The following is a 16903-nucleotide window of genomic DNA, read 5'->3' as shown; positions in this document are numbered from 1 at the left end:
GGTGATACGCAAGCAAATCAACAGCCTCAACAGGTTCTTCAATTATTGAGATAAGTTCTAATATGAGGAGACGGAGTTCCCTTAAAAAGAATCTGAAGTAAATAGAATTATTTTAGGGAGTCAGGGTAAATAACTCTGGCTCTTTACCATATAATTTATTTTAATAAAATTGAATAGGAGAGTCTATGGTGAAAACAAGAGTTGTATTAATGCCGCAATATATGGGAAAATTTCAATGTATAGGATCAAAATGTGAGGATAATTGCTGTTATGGGTGGAAAGTAAATATAGATAATAAAACTTATAAGAAATACAGGAAAAGTAATGAGTCATCTTTGAAGTTCTTGTTGAATTTAAATATTAAAAGAAATAGATCTAATGCTTCTCCAGAAAATTATGCAAAAATAAAGATGAAACAAAATGGCGATTGCCCGTTCTTGGAGGAAGATAAACTTTGTAAAATACATAAAGAACTGGGACCAGAATTTTTATCAAAAGTATGCAGGATATATCCCAAATTTACAAATATAGTAAATGAAGTGTATGAAGAATCAGCTACACTTTCCTGTCCTGAGATGGCAAGACTGGTATTATTGAATCGCGATATTATGGAGTTTGATGAATTGGAGGAATCTGCAGATATTGATAATAATATTATGAGACAGATTAATATAAATGATATCAGGTATTCTAACAAAGTAAAAAAGTATTTCTGGGAGCTTAGAATATTTATAATAACCCTTTTACAGAATAGGAAATATTCAATTACAAATAGACTGATTATTCTAGGACTTTTTCTAAAAAAGCTTCAGGAATGTGTAAATAGTGAAAAGATCAAAATTGTACCGTCAATTATTCAGGAATATAACAATATCATTGAAAGTGGAGATTTAGAAAAGTATTTGGATTCTATACCTGTTAATTTAAGTATCCAGATGGAACTTATGAAGGAATTTAATGACCACAGATTTTCAACTGGATTTTCCCAAAATGCCAGACCCTATATTAATTGTGTAACAGAATTTTTGAGTGGAATAGAATATACTGATAAGGCTAAAATAGAAGATATAGTAAAGTTATACGGAGAAGCATATCTAAATATTTATGAACCATTTATGAAAGATCATGAATACATACTTGAAAATCTTCTTGTAAATTATGTATTCAATCAATTATTTCCTATAGAGTCTAAATGGGGAGTTTTTGATGATTATATGAGATTAGTTATATATTATTCCCTTATTAAAATGTTATTAATTGGTATGTCAGCTTATAATGAGAAATTAGATGAAAGGCTCATAATCAGACTTGTATATTCATTTTCAAGGGCAGTGGAACACAATAATGTGTTTTTCAATAATACATTTGAATTGTTTAAACAGAATGGATACAACACTATGGCATATATGGCTATATTGATAAAAAATTAAGAAATTTAATAAAGTTATCCTAAAAATTGTGTGTAACTCATGAGTAAAAATAAATATTAAGTTGTTGTGAAGATATTTAATGAATTAATCTGCTTATTTCTGCTTATTAAAGTAATTTTAATGTTAAAATTTTTCGAGAGATTCATGGAATAAGTATGAAAGACGAAAAAATTCAAAATTTATTTTTATAGTGATTGTATTAATAATGGGTATTCGAAGTAAGAGAATATAATCTGGAAAGATAGAGCCACAAAAGCAGTTTAAATTATAGGCATTTTATAATTTGTGAGGTGTATTGAGATGGAATTAAGGAAGGAAAGAATAAAAGATGAAATGGATAATTGACCCGATTTCTATAATATATTTTATAAATGTGATGATTATCTAAAAAAGTTATTTTTTAAATTGGTTATTGGTGTTTCTAAATATTCTTGTAATAAGGGAAGCTACGTAAAAAATATGAGGGACACAGGTTTCAGATTTGAGAAGCCATATGCTACAGGTAGAAAAAATCAAAATTATTGTATGCTCACTTTAAAACCACAGTCTAATAATATTGATGTTTTTGTTAGAACAGATGGCATGCCTATAGATTCACAAATACTGGAGCTTAATAATGTTGGAAATAAATTTAATGGAGGATTTGGGTGGTATCAATTTTCAGTAAAAAATGAAAATGATATTGCTGAGGCTGTGAGAATTGCTGTTATATTATATAAATATGACTGATAAAAACTATATATATCAAGAATTACAATTTTAACCGAAGCAAAGATACAGATAATAAATTAAGTTAGGTTAAAACTCTGGATGAGGAAAACAGAAGAAATTTCAGATTACATTAAATCCTATTTTGAAGCTTTAACCTTCTAACTTTGTCTACTATGCCCCAGTAGTTTCTACCTAGATGAGATGCAATTTTTCTATCTGAAATTCCAGCTTGTTTTGATATTATAATGAAGTTTTCTTCATCTTTAGAATACTTGTTTTCTGTTATATTTTCAGACCAATTGTTTATATTTTTATAGCCTTGATTTATTAATGTCAATCTTTTTTCTTCAAATCTTTCTCTGAGCTTCATTTTATAGTGCATACAGGGTATTTGTTCTACAAAGGGATTTACTGTATTTATGAATTTTATTATTTCGTTTTTCTTATTTATTTCCAATATATAATGTTTTCCATCTTTACGTTTCTTTAGTTTTGTGTATATATTGAATTTTTTCGCTATATGATTTTTTAATATTATGTTTTCGTCTTTTGAAAAATTGAGAGTGTAAATGTATATTCTCGGGAAAATGTATATGGATCCATTTTTCCTTTTACTTGAATCTATAACCAATGAGCCGTCATCCATATAAAGACATGCGAGTCCTATTGGATGATCCAGAAGTAATATATTTTCTGGAGTAAGTACCTTTTTTCCATTTTTATAAAATAAGTTGTGTAGTTTGGTATAGATATTACTGCTGGGGGAACACAGCTTGGGATTCTTACAGTTTGTAAGTATTTTGAAGTCAAGATTTTTCAGTTTTTCAGCTTTCCATTTCCTATATGGAATTTGTTTTTCACATCCATGTTCCCTGTAATATGCGTTTTTACTTCTGCCATAAAGCGCAAGGCTGCCATCACCTAGAAGACTTCCTATGATTATGTTCCTTTCTATTCTATTCATTTTGTATACTTTGGTATTTTCAACAAAAGGCATTTCTTATTCTCCTGTCTTTAGATATATAATTATTATTTGTAATTATTCTTAAACATTCTCTTGCCACTTGTTCACTAAATCAATAACACTCTCTGGCATTTTTTGTGCCTGCTTTAAAATTGATTGAGCTGATTGTTCAATTATGCTGCCTTTGGTCATTTTCATTATTTCTTTTGCCATATCTGCATCAGATATTCTTGATTCTGCAGAAGTTATATTGTAATTATAGTTTTCCACATTATTTTTTATATGTTCTAAAGCGTTTTCATATGCACCGAATTTTGAACGCTGATTTGACACTAATTCTATGGCTTTATCTACTTTTTTCAAAGATTTTTCTGCCTCTTTAATTGAATCAACTTTAATACTATCTATTCCTAAATTTTTAGTTCTTGCATCAAAAAGCTCTACTTTAAATTCTTGTCCTGAATTTGCTCCTACTTGAAGATTTAATACTGGCATTTCATCCTCTTGCATAATTTCAGCTGAATCTTCCGCAATATTAGAAGCTAAACTACTTAATTGTGAAGCAAAATCTCCTGATAAATTCAAATAACTTCCACCAGTTGAATCGGAAAGCTTTTTTAATTGATTTTTAATATCTTCGTCTATGGATCCTACTACTGTCAATTTAATATTATTATTTTTTAAATCATCTGCCACACTGTCAATATCGTATAAAGATTCACCATCTTCTGAAAAGTTATGTACTTTTGCGTCTGTTACTAAAATAAACTGTTTAGAAGTAGTATCTCTAAAAGAATACATTAATGCTCCTTCCTCAATCCCTTCCAATCCAGATTCATTCATATCGCCTCCTCCAGATACAACAATTTCTCCAATGAATGTTTTAAAAGTTTCTACATCATTTGTAAAATCTTTTTTAATTATAGAATCTCCACCTTCTGATAGATTGCAGTCTCCATAAGTTACAAGCCCTAACCTAACGTCTACATTATTTGATTGTAATTGACCTACAAAAGATTCTATATTATTTTGTACATTAGTAATAGTGCCAGACATACTACCTGTTTTATCAATAATAAATACAATATCTGCTTTACCTGGAGCTGTTATAGGAGTTTCGGATATAGGAGGTCTTAAAAGCTTAATTGTATTAAATTCAGTATTATTCGCAATATCATTAATACCATTTCTTATTTCGTCTATTTCTTTTTGTATTATTTTTCTATCTTCATCAGTTAATGTTCCATTTGATGCCTTAACGCAAAGCTCTCTTATCCTTTGTAAATTAGGATTTTCTATTTCACTTAATCCACTTTCCGCTGTTTGAATAAGTGAAGTTCCATCTTGAATGTTTCTACCTGCTTGCTCAAGTCCCCTAATCTGAGCTCTCATTTGTTGGGAAATGGTTGAGTCAGCGGAATCATCTGCTGCCTTATTTATCCTCATACCTGAAGATAGTTTTTCCATGGCATTAGATTTTGTTTTTCCAGCTAAATTTGCTCTATTATAAGCAATTGTTGCATTTATATTATGATTGATGAACATTATTTATCTACCCCTCAACTTAAAAATCTATGACTTATAAATATACATATAAATTTCCTATAATAATTACATTTTATCACATTTATAACCAACGTTAAACATCAATTAAGAATCAACTGCAATTTATAATTTGAACTGATATAGAAAGTGTGGATCATCATAAAATATTTTGATAAAATAAAAATAGCAGATGTAGAATTTAATGTATAAGAACTTATGTTCTGGTATATACTAACAGCAAATAAGGATATTACCGGGAGGAAGATGGTATGGGGAAAAGCAGGGTTCACCATGAACATGACGTAGGGTATAAGTATATATTTTCCCATAAGGAAACATTTCTGGAGCTTTTACGCGGGTTTGTGAAAAAGGAGTGGGTTAACCTAATCAAAAGCGAGGATTTGATACTTGTTGACAAGTCATACGTACTTGAAGATTTCAGTGAAGAAGAGTCGGATATAGTATATAGGGTGAATATAGAGGGAGAGGAAATAATATTTTATATACTCCTGGAATTTCAATCTCGTGTGGATTACAGGATGCCCATGAGATTACTATTTTATATGGTAGAGATATGGAGAGAAATACTTAAAAATACTTCAAAGAATGACAGGAGTAAAAAAGATTTTAAACTTCCATCTATTATTCCTATGGTACTTTACAATGGTAAAAATACATGGACTGCCTGTAAAAATTTCAAGGATGTATTGAGTGGAAGCAAGCTGTTTGGTGAAAATGTAATAGACTTCAGGTATATGTTGTTTGATATTTACAGATATAATGAAGAACAGCTTGAAGATATGGCGAACATGGTATCTACGGTATTTTTGCTTGACAAGGAAATAAGTAAGGAAGATTTGGTAAAGAGACTGAGGTTGACAGCATATGTACTTAAAAAGATAACTCCAGAACAATTTGACATTCTTAAAGCATGGCTTAAAAGTATAATAAGCCGAGATTAGACAGTGAATCTAAAATAAAGATAGAAGAGATATTGGAAAAATCCAGTCAAGGGGAGGTTGATTCTATGGTATCTAATTTAGGTAAAACTATAGATAATATCATAAGGGAAGGCAGAGAAACAGGGTTGGAAGAAGGCAGAAGAGAGGGGAGAAAAGAAGGTAGAAAAGAAGGCAGAAAAGAAGGTAGAAAAGAAGGTAAGTCAGAATTGATTACTAAAATGCTTGTTAAGAAATTTACTAAACTTCCAGATGGTTATACCCATAAAATAAATAGTTTATCAGATGAAGCCTTGGATATTATAGCTGTGAATCTGTTTGATATGGAAAAGGTGGAGGAACTGGAAAAATACTTTTTAAATTGAATTTCATGAAAATATTGAACAAAGGGGCATAACACACTAGGGACCTGTCCCAAGGTCCCTAGTATTTTTTTATTTATAATCTCTTATATATTTAATAGTACAATTTGAAAGTGCATTTTGTAATAATTGTTTATCAGTATCACTAATTTGGTTATCTCCCAGGTAAAGTATTCTTAAATTATATAGTCCTTTTAGTACATTTATGTCACTTATTTGATTATCTGTTAAATCAAGCGTTTTTAAATTATACAATCCTTTTAGTGCACTTATGTCACTTATTTGATTTTTGTATGCACTAATATTTTGTAAGTTATATAATCCCTTTAGTGCACTTATATTGCTGATTTTATTATAATCTAAATCAAGTATTTTTAAATTATATAATCCTTCTAATATACTTATATTACTGATTAGGTTGTCCTCTAAATCAAGCGTTTTTAAATTAGTTAAGTCTTTTAATGCGCTTATGTCACTTATTTGATTGACATATAGATTTAATTTTTGTAAATTGGTCAAGTTTTTTAATGTAGTTATATCATTGATTTTATTATAACCTAGATTTAATTCTTGTAAATTAATTAAATCTTTTAATACAGTTATATCGCTGATTTTATTACCGTATAAATCAAGTTTTTGTAAATTGGTTAAACTCTCAATTCCACTTATGTCTTGTATTTCACCTAGTTCAATATTCAGTTCTTTAATGTTTTCAACATCACTTTTATAAATATTTCCAGTAGGCTTGTTTATTATAGTTCTTATTTTCTGTTCTAAATTTGCATCCTTAAATGTTACTATATTATTAGTATCTTTTTTAATATTAAAATGTAATTTGTATTCATTCTTTAATGCTTTACCTTTAATGGAATGGGCTTTGCTTCCAACATTCAAGATATAACTCTCACCTTTTGTATATCCACCTTCTGGAGCCGTCACTATAACTGTCTTACTGTCTTGTCCCAATTGAATACCTATATTTATTGTGACACCTTTGGTATCTGTTACAGTTATTCCTTCTTTGGTTGCACTATCAAATCTAACTTCATCCGTAAATTTGATTGTCCATGTTTTATTAGAGTCTACTGTTTGATTGTCAGTAAAGTTTGCTGCTTTTACACTAGGTGCCAATAGTAAAAAAGTGCTGACCAAAATTCCTATTATAAATTTATTTTTCATGAAATGTAACCCCCTTATTTCATTGCAGTTTTTGATTAGTCATCAATATTGTATCATAAACCATGGTGACAGGCACTTGAAAAGAGTAAAATTGTCAATAATCACATGTAATTATATGATAACTATTTTTTAAGTGTTTAAATCATGGATAATGTGATAAAATGTAAGAAAGAAAGGGCGAGAACTATGTAAAAGGTAATACAACTAAAAAAGAAATATCAAAATCAAATAGGGAAGTGACAATATTTAGATTTTTCAGAGAAAGGGATTTGATTTTTGATGAATAAGCTTAGATTGTATGATTTGATAAAAAATATAGAGGAAACAATAAGCCTTTTAAATAAAGCACTATTTAAATTAGAGGAAATTGAAATAGTAGGGTAACCGTTATTTAGAAAAATGGTGAATAAATTTCTAAAACTATTAGGATATTATTGCTCTGAGAGGTGTAAATTTTACAAAATAGATATTGGTATTAAAACATGATATAATATTGGAAAAAGGATGGTGGATAAGTATGTCAGCAAATATTAAAGTATATGATGATATTATTCCAATAGTAAATATGCTAAATGGAGGAAAAACTATAGATGAAAAAGTAAATGTTTCAATCGCTATAGGGTTATTTGCTGGGAATATGGTTACTTTAGCAAGAGCAGCAGAGTTATCAAAGCTTTCACTAGGTGAATTTATAGATGTTCTAAAAGATAGAGGAATCCCTTGGGGGGAATATACAGAAGAACATGAAAAAATGGATGATATAGCAATTAAAAGTTTACTAAGTAGAATGGAGAGCATTAATGATTAAAGTTATATGTAATTCTAGCCCTATTATTGGACTATCAGTTATAGGTAAGTTATTACAATCAATTGGTATTATAGGAGTATTAATTATAGCGAAGAAAAAGGGTAAGATAATAGAACTTAGAAATTATCTTGATTCACTTATTAAAGCTAATTATAGAATATCTAAGAAGTTGTATGAAAATGCGCTGAGAAAAGTTGGAGAATTAGATTAACGTAAATATTGTTAACCTATGCTTCAGCTTTTTTACTAGGGTGATAGGCACTGGGAAAAAAGTATGTAATGGAATTAGATGCAAAGGTATAAAGATTTCGTTGATAGAGAGAAGTTTGGATAAAGACTTACTGTACCTTTTATGTAAATACTAAAAATTATCTAAAATAGTTGTCAGTTGCAATGTGCACTCTGGCAACTATTTTTTTAAGTGTTTAAATCCTAAATAATGTGATAGAATGTAAGGAAGAAATGGTGGAGAACTATGGAAAAGGAGTGAATTTGTAATGTGCAGGTTAAATCCTAAAGTAGATTTTGCATTTAAGAAATTATTTGGAAGTTCCGAGAATAAGGACATATTAATTTCATTTATAAATTCAGTACTTTCAGAAGATGAGCAGCTTTTTTAAATAGGGCCTATGAAATAGATAAAGAAAAAATACCACAAGAACTGGCAGAAGATAGTGCAGTGAAAAAGGCAATAGAAAAGCTTGATATTATGTACCTGAATAAAGAGGAAAGAGAAATATATGAAAATGATTTAAAAAGACTTCGTATTCAAAAATCAGAAATTAAGGCTGCTGAGGCAAAAGGAAGGGAAGAAGGAGAAACTGAAAAAGCAATAAAGATAGCTGAAAAAATGCTAAAACGAGGAGATAGCATAGCAGATATAGTTGATATAACTGAGCTGCCTGAAGAAAGGGTAATACAACTAAAAAAGAAATATCAAAATTAAATAAGGAAGTGACAATATTACTATGGATGGTGGTAAAATAAATATATTAGATAAGCTAAAATCAAAAAAGGCAATAGATATATTTAAACAAAATAAAATAAACACAGCTGTAGTATTTGGCAGTATTTTAACAGAGAATTTTGAAGAATATTCTGATGTAGATATTGCAATTTTAAGTAAAAATAAAATTACTACTGATGTAATAATGATTATGGAAGAATCCCTTGAAAAACTTTTAGGTAGAGATGTGGATATAGTTGATTTAAAATCAGAAGATACTCAGTTAAATATGAAAGTTAGTATATATGATAATGGAAAAATTATATACGATGATGACCATTGTAAGTTATACAATTTAGATTATATGGAGGTGGAAAGGGTATATAAGGAAAATGAAACCTTTAGATTCTTCAGAGAAAGGGATTTGATTTTTGATGAATAAGCTTAGATTGTATGATTTGATAAAAAATATAGAGGAAACAATAAGCCTCTTAAATAAGGCACTATTTAAATTAGAGGAAATTGAGGATGAAGATTTAAATAGTTTGATAAAATCATCTATAAAACAAACCTTTTTAGAGTATTTTATATTAATTGAGAGTTTTACATCTATGTGTTTAAAAGAACTAAAATTGTATAAGATTAGTGATGATATGGAAAAATCTTTAATAAAACTATACGAAAATAAAATTATAGATAAAAACCTGCTGGATTTTTTAAATGTATATAGAAGATACAGAAATAGAATAGCACATGTTTACAAACAGCCTGGTATAGAAGAAATCATAATTTTTTTAGAAAAGAATAAAGATAAAATGGAAAAAGTAGTAAATATAATGAAGAAGATTTATAGAAAATTATAATACTATAGAAGAAATTTCAGAAGGTTTTACACAGGCAAGAGATATGATTTACCATCTTTAATAAAAATTTTATGGAGAATTTAATTATGATTCAACCATTTAATGCATTTTATCTACTTTCTTATTTGACACATATTTTTCACGGCTTTTATAAAAAGAGGATAAGGGAATTATATGATATAATTGATAAAAAATGAATATTTTTAGTATGGGTGATTAAAATTGATAGATGATAAATTAAAAACTGAGTTAGAAGTGATTTTTAGTAGATATACAGAGGTTAAAAAAGTTTTATTATTTGGCTCCCGAGCTAGAGGGGATAATAGGCATAATTCCGATATAGATTTATGTATATTTGGTGAAGGTGTAACTCATTTAATTTTAGCAAAGATAAATATGGATATAAATGAATTAGATACTTGTCTAAGTTTTGATATATTATCCATTAATGAGCTTAGCAAAGAAGAATTAATAAAAAATATACTAAAAGAAGGTGTCGTTATATATAATGAAGAGATTAGATCAAAGAATATATGATTTTACAAATGCATTAAGCCGATTAAGAGAAGCTTTAGAAAAAGACATTACAGATGATATAATAATAGATGGTATTATTCAAAGATTTGAATTTACATTCGAGCAGAGTTGGAAGGTTATGAAGCTATATTTAGAGGATCAAGGAGTATTAGATGAAGCTTTATCACCAAGAAGCACTATAAAAGTGGCTTTTAAGCATAAGATAATATCTAATGGAGATTTATGGATTGAGATGATGTTAGATAGAAATAGGACATCTCATATGTATGATGAAACAGTTGCTAAAAGCATAGTTGAAAGGATCAAAAAGATGTATATTAATGAATTTAATGATTTGGAAAAGTTATTAAAAGTGTATGAATGATGCCACATTGAATAAAATATCCGTTATTGAGAGATGCATAAGAACTTATGTTCTGGTATATATTAACATAAAATGAGGAAATTTCAAAAAAGCTAATTAGAAGGTTAAAGATGATTTTGTAATTTGTAATAGTTAAATAGAAAAAGGACGCAAGAAATAAAAGCATCATTAATCGTGAAATTTTAAAATAGTTGATATTTATGCAATATTACAACAGTAACAAAGCTATTAATGCTGAAAAAGTCTATGAATTTTTTGCATATAGATTGTTACAAAATTATAAAAATCATTGTCAAATATCTCTTTTTGTATTTCATTCAATTCTTTATTTAGTATAGATAAAAAATAATTTAATTAATATATAAAATATTACTAAAAGTATAGGCGTTCGTAAAAACGTGCCATATAATGTAATTAAAGAGGTGGTTGTATGAAGACTTTTAATGTTACTTCAGTTAGAAGTGATATATATAATATAATAAACCAAACTATAGTAAATTCTGAACCTATACAGATAACTAGTAAAAATGGAGATGTTGTTATGTTAAGTCTAAAAGATTGGGAAGCAATACAGGAAACATTGAATCTTGTATCAATACCTGGGATGAAAGAAAGTATTCTTGAAGGTAAAAAGGAACCCGTTGAAGAATGTAAAACATTACAGGATATAGGATGGAATATAGAGTAGTTTTTACAAAGCAGGCAGTAAAAGATGCTAAAAAATTAGATGCTTGTGGATTAGACAAAAAAGCTAAGGAATTACTAAAGATAATGATTAAAAATTCCTATCAAATCCCACCTAAATATGAAAAGTTAGTGGGGGATTTAAAATGGCTTTATTCAAGAAGAATAAATATACAGCATAGGCTAGTTTATGAAGTATTAGAAGAAAAGAAGATGATAAAAGTTTTAAGAATGTGGTCATACTATGAGTAAAAAAATCTATAAAAGTGTTTATCTGCTAAAAGCATAGTTGAAAGGATCAAAAAGATGTATATTATTGTAAGAACAGTCAGAAGTGGCTGTTCTTTTTTGTCGTCTTTAGATGATTGTAAAAAAGAACAAATGTTTGTACAAAGTTAACTTTCTATGACTATAATAAAAATATAAATTATAATGGAAAGATATTATTGTTATAGATTATAATAAGGGAGAAGATGAAGATAAGTAGATAGATGCAGGAATTAAAAAAATATATGGCAGAATATACTGATAAAGTTGGTAATAGATACAAGTGGGGTGTAAAAGTTATGGAAAAGGAATTTAATGTAACGGGAACCTGTATACCAGAAATGCACTATATGGTAGATATATCAAATAAATTAGATAAAGTTTTTAAACTTATTGAAAAGGGAAAATATTTTGTGATAAATAGACCAAGGCAGTATGGAAAGACTACTACATTATTTTTACTTAATAGGGAACTAAAAAAGGATAATAATTATTTACCTATAAAAATAAGCTTTGAGGCAATAGATTCAGAAACTTATAATGAAATGAAAAGTTTTTTAAAAAGTGTAATGACACAGATAATAAATTATTTTAAGTTTAGTAAAGAAAAAAATATGGTGGAGTTTATTAGAAAATATAATAATAAGGTAAATAAAATGGATGAATTCAGTGAATTCATAACAGACCTAGTAGAATATGCTGAAAAAAAAGTAGTTTTTATTATAGATGAGGTGGATAAAAGCAGTAACAATCAATTGTTTTTAGATTTTTTGGGAATGCTTAGAAACAAGTATCTACTCAGAAATGAAGGAATGGATATTACATTTCACAGCGTAATACTGGCAGGGGTGCACGATGTGAAAAGTTTAAAGATAAAGATAAGATCGGATGAAGAACATAAATATAACAGTCCCTGGAATATAGCCTCGGATTTTGATGTGGACATGAGTTTTTCAAAAGAAGAAATAGGTACTATGCTGGATGACTATGTAAAAAATAAAGGGGTAGTACTGGATAAAGAATATTTCTCAGAAAGACTCCATTTCTATACTTCGGGATATCCTTTCCTTGTAAGTAAGCTCTGCAAAATAATGGATGAAAAAATAATGTCAGAGGGCGATTTGAAGTGGAAAAAAGAATATATGGATATGGCTGTGAAGAAACTTTTAAATGATGATAATACAAATTTTCAGAGTTTAATTAAAAATATTGAAAACAATAGAGAACTATATGATTTTGTAAGAAATATAGTTTTAGATGGAGAAGATATAACATATGTAAAAAGTGATGAGATAGTAAATTTAGGAACATTATATGGTATTTTAAAAGAAGAAAATGGAAATTGTAAAATAAATAATAAAATTTATGAGCAGCTGATATATAACCACATGATGATGAAAGTGATAAGAAATAATGAATATGCTGAAATATCTAAATATAATTACAAGTCAAAATTTATAAAAGAAGACGGGAGTTTAGATGTGAAAAAGGTACTTATAAAGTTCCAGGAGTTTATGAAACATGAATACTCAAGAAAAAGAGAATCCTTCTTGGAAGCAGATGGCAGGTTATTATTTTTAGCCTTTATAAGTCCCATAGTAAATGGCACAGGATTTGCATTTAAAGAAGTGCAGGGTGGAGAGGAAAAAAGGTTTGACATAGTTATAACCTATAATAAAAAAATGTATATATTGGAGTTAAAGAGATGGCAAGGGGAAGAATACCATAAAAAAGGACTTGTCCAACTTGGAGAATATTTAGATCAATACAGTCTGCATAGAGGATATCTTTTGATATTTGACTTGAGAAAACTTAAAGGTGAAGCAGGAAAAGTGGATGAAGTAAGGGTAAAGATAGGTGATAGGGAAAAGAATATAGTGGAAGTCTATTGTTAAATATTTTCTTTTGATTAAGTGCTGAATGAGTTCTTAGGAAATTAAAATATGCAGCAAATAATGTTACAAATGCTACAGAACCATCTGAACTATTAAAACCACAGGTTGTCCTATAACTGCCTTTAAAGGTTCCATTAAGACGTTCAATTATCTGTTTTAAAGGTCTTGTATTCCTTTGAGACTTCATCTTAAAATAACGGACTTTTGAAAATAATTTTTAGGGTTAAATACTGTGTTGCATACCTTACAGATGGGGGTGTTAGCAATGGTAGCGATCGGATAAATTAAGGAAACAAGGGGCGCACTTAGATTTGTAAACTCAAATGTAGATACGTCCCTGTAAATCTATTCCTATTTTGGTAGGTGAAAGGGGTGGGTGCTTTTTTACAACTTATCTGCCATATGTTTATTCCGTAAAGAACTGTTTAACATTTCCATTTCTGAAGCAAGGCAATTTATGTGTGAATCTACAGCCATCATCATTTTCTTTTCATCCCTATTTTTTATGGATCTTATCATGTCTTTATGTTCAGCTTGAGCCTTTAATGCTCTATTAGGGTATAAAGAATTTAGTTTGTATAATTTTTTATCTGAAATATTGTTAAATGTATCTATAAGTAACACTAGAGTCAAATTGCCTGTACATTTTGCTAATTCTATATGAAAATTAATATCCTCCTGTGTAAATTTTGATGTATCTCCAATTGCAGATTCCATTCTATTATATATTTCTTCTAAATTTCTTATGTTTTCTTTAGTAGCTTTTTGAATGGCTCTTTTGGCCACAGCCTCTTCTAAAATTTTTCTTACTTCCAAAATTTCATTTAGATTTGATTTGCTAATACTTATAGCTTCTTGCAGTTTACTGGTTATTACATTTTCCTTGGGAATAGATACATAAGCGCCTTTGCCAATATGTATTTCAACCAGGCCCTTCTCAGCCATTACTTTAAAAGCCTCTCTAACTACATTACGACTCACATTATATTTTTCAGCCATTAATCTTTCAGATGGTAATTTTGTACCATCAATTAAATCACCTTTTTTAATTTTTGATTCTAAATCATCTACAATATTGGCATATAAGAATTTACTCATAGTGATTACCTCCAATACTTTAAATTTGTAATACCGGTAGTACCAGTTGATAGATCATTAGTCTACTCCTAATATTGTAGATTAATTATATGAAAAATAATTTAATACTTGTATAAAATCCTCATACTTTTCTGCATTTTTCAAAGTTTTTTTCTTTGAAAATTTATTGTTATATTAAATATTTAGATTTTTTTATATTATACTAAGAGATTATATCAACAGTACATCCTTTTTTATATATTGTCAAGGGCATTTTTTAATAAGCCCTTTTAATTTCAAGAACATTTTTATTTAATCACATTATATCGTAGGTTTTTAGGAACGTCCACATTTTCACCAATATTTTGTGGTGTAGTATGTATTTGTTGTGAATCCACTTTTTTCAGATTGAATTTGCTTGTGGAGCTTTTTATTTATATTATTACTTTTATGGTAAAAATGGGGTTTATATAGAAGTTTTGATATTAAAATTTCTAAAAATGCAGAAAAAATATTGACAATTATCAAAATCATGATATAATTATTAATAAATTAATAATTGGTATTACCGGTAATACCAATTGCGGCAAGGAGGATATGTATGAATTATATGGTACAGCTTAATAATATTCATAAATCTTTTGGCAAAAGTGAAATATTAAAAGGAATTAATATGAATGTAAAAAAAGGTGAGATTGTGGTAATACTCGGTCCAAGTGGTTCTGGTAAGACAACTTTACTTAGATGTATTAATTTTTTAGAAAGAGCTGATCTTGGCAGTGTAACAGTGGATAATTTTGAGGTTGATTGTAAAGAGGGCTCTAAAAAGGATATAAGGAAATTAAGATGTAAAACTGCAATGGTTTTTCAACTGTATAATCTATTCAGAAATAAAACAATTCTTGAAAATGTCATGGAGGGACTAGTAGTAGTAAAAAAGGTACCTAAATCTGAAGCAAGAGAAAAGAGTATAGAGTTATTGCAAAGTGTAGGACTTGGAGATAAGCTGCATAACTACCCCTCACAGGTTTCAGGAGGGCAGCAGCAGAGAGCAGGAATAGCAAGAGCTTTAATATTAAATCCTGAAGTAATATTATTTGATGAACCAACTTCGGCATTAGATCCAGAATTGGTGGGAGAAGTATTAAATACCATAAAAGAAGTGGCTAAGACAGGTATTACAATGGTGGTGGTAACTCATGAAATAGCTTTTGCAAAGGAAATTGCGACACATGTGGTGTTTATGGAAAATGGAGTAATAGTTGAAGAAGGATTACCTGGAAAAATATTCAATAATCCAAAAAAATTAAGGACAAAACAATTTTTATCCAGAATTATGAAGGAAGAGGGAAAATCCGTGTATAGTTAGCAAATTGTTAATGAATTTTAAAGAATAAAAGTATTTGGGGGGCAATGATAATGAAAAAAATATTTAATGTGCTAATTGGTGCAATAATGATATCTACCATATTTTTATCGGGATGTGGTAAATCTAATACAGCAGATAATACTTCAGCCAAACCTACCGCAGAGAATCCAAAAACAGTAGAGATTGCTATTTTGACTGGAATGGCACCTTATACATATGTAGATGATAATGGTAAGTTTCAAGGCTATGATTACGAATTTTTGACTATGGTTGACGATATGTTGCCTGAGTACAAATTTCATTATAATTCTGTTGAGCCAGATGCAGGTGCAGCGGCAGTTAAGGCAGGTACTTATGCCTTATCTTGCTCGGCACATTTTATAACTCCTGCAAGACAAGAAAATTTTATTTTGTCATATCCACAATCTTATTATCCTGTAAATTTGATATCCCGTAAAGCCGATAGCTTTACTAAATTTGAAGATTTAAATGGAAAAACATTAGTTCCCAATCCTCCTAATGATGGATTATATGTAGTATTGCATGATTTAGCTAAGAAATATCCTGATGTTAAATTCACACAGGAAGAGGTTTCAAACTATATACCCTATGCAGATGGATGCCGCGGCGTGGCAAATGGACAATGGGATTGTTGGTTTGGCGGGGATACAATGTTTTATGACATCATGGAAAAAGAACCAATGGAGCTTTTTTGTTCAGAACCTATATACTGTGCCCCATGTGTAGTTGTATTAAATAAAAATTATACTGATTTAAGAGACCAGATAAATAAATGTATAGTTAAATTGTATGAAGAAGGTAAACTATCTGATTTATCTAAAAAATGGTTGGGAAATAAAGACGTTTGGGAGATTGCAAAACAAACTGGTGCTTTATCAGATGTATTTAAAAAATAAACTCAACTAAAAATGCCGGGGAGTTA

At 28.8% G+C, this 16903-nt stretch carries 21 protein-coding genes; 17 read left to right on the top strand and 4 right to left on the bottom strand.

All coding sequences use genetic code 11. The features are described 5' to 3' along the window. Positions 1–185 precede the first annotated feature (185 nt). Together fliB and BS101_RS11350 are read left to right on the top strand one after the other, a co-directional pair. Positions 186–1430, top strand: coding sequence for a flagellin lysine-N-methylase (gene fliB, locus BS101_RS11355; RefSeq protein ID WP_073538921.1), 1245 nt, complete (start codon positions 186–188; stop codon positions 1428–1430). A 405-nt stretch (positions 1431–1835) separates the two neighbouring features. Further along, positions 1836–2159 (top strand): hypothetical protein, encoded by a 324-nt coding sequence (locus tag BS101_RS11350; RefSeq protein WP_242951245.1) that lies wholly within the window; start codon positions 1836–1838, stop codon positions 2157–2159. Positions 2160–2271: 112 nt separating this feature from the next. Here the strand turns inward: BS101_RS11350 and BS101_RS11345 are convergent, their stop codons facing one another. Further along, entirely contained in the window at positions 2272–3138 is an 867-nt protein-coding gene (locus BS101_RS11345; RefSeq protein WP_073538920.1) for a hypothetical protein, read from the bottom strand. Between the two features lie 48 nt (positions 3139–3186). Beyond that, positions 3187–4650, bottom strand: coding sequence for a flagellin (locus BS101_RS11340; protein WP_073538919.1), 1464 nt, complete (start codon positions 4648–4650; stop codon positions 3187–3189). A gap of 269 nt (positions 4651–4919) precedes the next feature. Between BS101_RS11340 and BS101_RS11335 the strand changes: the two genes are divergently transcribed. Together BS101_RS11335 and BS101_RS23835 are read left to right on the top strand one after the other, a co-directional pair. Next, positions 4920–5612 carry an Rpn family recombination-promoting nuclease/putative transposase gene (locus BS101_RS11335; RefSeq protein ID WP_242951244.1) on the top strand — a complete coding sequence of 231 codons (693 nt, stop codon included), beginning with the start codon at positions 4920–4922 and terminating at the stop codon, positions 5610–5612. Between the two features lie 65 nt (positions 5613–5677). Continuing rightward, on the top strand, positions 5678–5974 hold the full coding sequence (locus BS101_RS23835; RefSeq protein WP_242951243.1) for a DUF4351 domain-containing protein: 297 nt from the start codon (positions 5678–5680) through the stop codon (positions 5972–5974). A gap of 69 nt (positions 5975–6043) precedes the next feature. Here BS101_RS23835 and BS101_RS11330 read toward each other — a convergent pair whose 3' ends face one another. Then, positions 6044–7150 (bottom strand): leucine-rich repeat domain-containing protein, encoded by a 1107-nt coding sequence (locus BS101_RS11330; protein WP_073538918.1) that lies wholly within the window; start codon positions 7148–7150, stop codon positions 6044–6046. A gap of 517 nt (positions 7151–7667) precedes the next feature. On the opposite strand from BS101_RS11330, the gene BS101_RS11325 reads away from it, so the two are divergent. The 11 genes from BS101_RS11325 (at position 7668) to BS101_RS11275 (ending at position 13514) form a co-directional block, all read left to right on the top strand. Then, positions 7668–7958 carry a UPF0175 family protein gene (locus tag BS101_RS11325; RefSeq protein ID WP_073538917.1) on the top strand — a complete coding sequence of 97 codons (291 nt, stop codon included), beginning with the start codon at positions 7668–7670 and terminating at the stop codon, positions 7956–7958. After that, complete coding sequence (locus BS101_RS11320; RefSeq protein WP_073538916.1) at positions 7951–8169, top strand: DUF3368 domain-containing protein; 219 nt, start codon at positions 7951–7953, stop codon at positions 8167–8169. The genes BS101_RS11325 and BS101_RS11320 overlap by 8 nt, the downstream gene beginning before the upstream one ends. A 286-nt stretch (positions 8170–8455) precedes the next feature. After that, complete coding sequence (locus BS101_RS24390) at positions 8456–8578, top strand: PD-(D/E)XK nuclease family transposase (RefSeq protein ID WP_073538915.1); 123 nt, start codon at positions 8456–8458, stop codon at positions 8576–8578. A 59-nt stretch (positions 8579–8637) separates the two neighbouring features. After that, positions 8638–8904: a hypothetical protein gene (locus BS101_RS24385; protein WP_322976917.1), complete on the top strand. Its 267-nt coding sequence runs from the start codon at positions 8638–8640 to the stop codon at positions 8902–8904. Positions 8905–8926: 22 nt separating this feature from the next. Beyond that, entirely contained in the window at positions 8927–9346 is a 420-nt protein-coding gene (mntA, locus tag BS101_RS11305; RefSeq protein ID WP_073538914.1) for a type VII toxin-antitoxin system MntA family adenylyltransferase antitoxin, read from the top strand. Next, positions 9339–9767 carry a HepT-like ribonuclease domain-containing protein gene (locus tag BS101_RS11300; protein WP_073538913.1) on the top strand — a complete coding sequence of 143 codons (429 nt, stop codon included), beginning with the start codon at positions 9339–9341 and terminating at the stop codon, positions 9765–9767. Before mntA ends, BS101_RS11300 begins: the two co-directional genes overlap by 8 nt. Before the next feature lie 222 nt (positions 9768–9989). Further along, positions 9990–10304, top strand: coding sequence for a nucleotidyltransferase family protein (locus BS101_RS11295; RefSeq protein WP_073538912.1), 315 nt, complete (start codon positions 9990–9992; stop codon positions 10302–10304). Then, on the top strand, positions 10276–10668 hold the full coding sequence (locus tag BS101_RS11290) for a nucleotidyltransferase substrate binding protein (protein WP_012102412.1): 393 nt from the start codon (positions 10276–10278) through the stop codon (positions 10666–10668). Before BS101_RS11295 ends, BS101_RS11290 begins: the two co-directional genes overlap by 29 nt. A 430-nt stretch (positions 10669–11098) precedes the next feature. Next, positions 11099–11356 (top strand): type II toxin-antitoxin system Phd/YefM family antitoxin, encoded by a 258-nt coding sequence (locus BS101_RS11285; protein WP_073538911.1) that lies wholly within the window; start codon positions 11099–11101, stop codon positions 11354–11356. Then, complete coding sequence (locus tag BS101_RS11280; protein ID WP_073538910.1) at positions 11341–11604, top strand: Txe/YoeB family addiction module toxin; 264 nt, start codon at positions 11341–11343, stop codon at positions 11602–11604. Before BS101_RS11285 ends, BS101_RS11280 begins: the two co-directional genes overlap by 16 nt. Before the next feature lie 314 nt (positions 11605–11918). Beyond that, positions 11919–13514 carry an AAA family ATPase gene (locus tag BS101_RS11275; RefSeq protein ID WP_198039611.1) on the top strand — a complete coding sequence of 532 codons (1596 nt, stop codon included), beginning with the start codon at positions 11919–11921 and terminating at the stop codon, positions 13512–13514. A gap of 384 nt (positions 13515–13898) precedes the next feature. On the opposite strand, the gene BS101_RS11265 is transcribed toward BS101_RS11275, so the two are convergent. Next, positions 13899–14612, bottom strand: a complete 714-nt coding sequence (locus BS101_RS11265; RefSeq protein ID WP_073538908.1) for a FadR/GntR family transcriptional regulator — start codon at positions 14610–14612, stop codon at positions 13899–13901. 589 nt (positions 14613–15201) lie between these two features. Here BS101_RS11265 and BS101_RS11260 point away from each other — a divergent pair. Both BS101_RS11260 and BS101_RS11255 read left to right on the top strand, forming a co-directional pair. Beyond that, positions 15202–15960 (top strand): amino acid ABC transporter ATP-binding protein, encoded by a 759-nt coding sequence (locus tag BS101_RS11260; RefSeq protein ID WP_073541269.1) that lies wholly within the window; start codon positions 15202–15204, stop codon positions 15958–15960. A 50-nt stretch (positions 15961–16010) separates the two neighbouring features. Then, positions 16011–16877: a transporter substrate-binding domain-containing protein gene (locus BS101_RS11255; RefSeq protein WP_073538907.1), complete on the top strand. Its 867-nt coding sequence runs from the start codon at positions 16011–16013 to the stop codon at positions 16875–16877. The last annotated feature ends 26 nt before the right edge of the window (positions 16878–16903 follow it).

Source organism: Clostridium kluyveri, from assembly GCF_001902295.1.
Classification (GTDB): Bacteria; Bacillota; Clostridia; order Clostridiales; family Clostridiaceae; genus Clostridium_B; species Clostridium_B kluyveri_B.
This window is presented reverse-complemented; position numbering and strand designations above follow the sequence as displayed.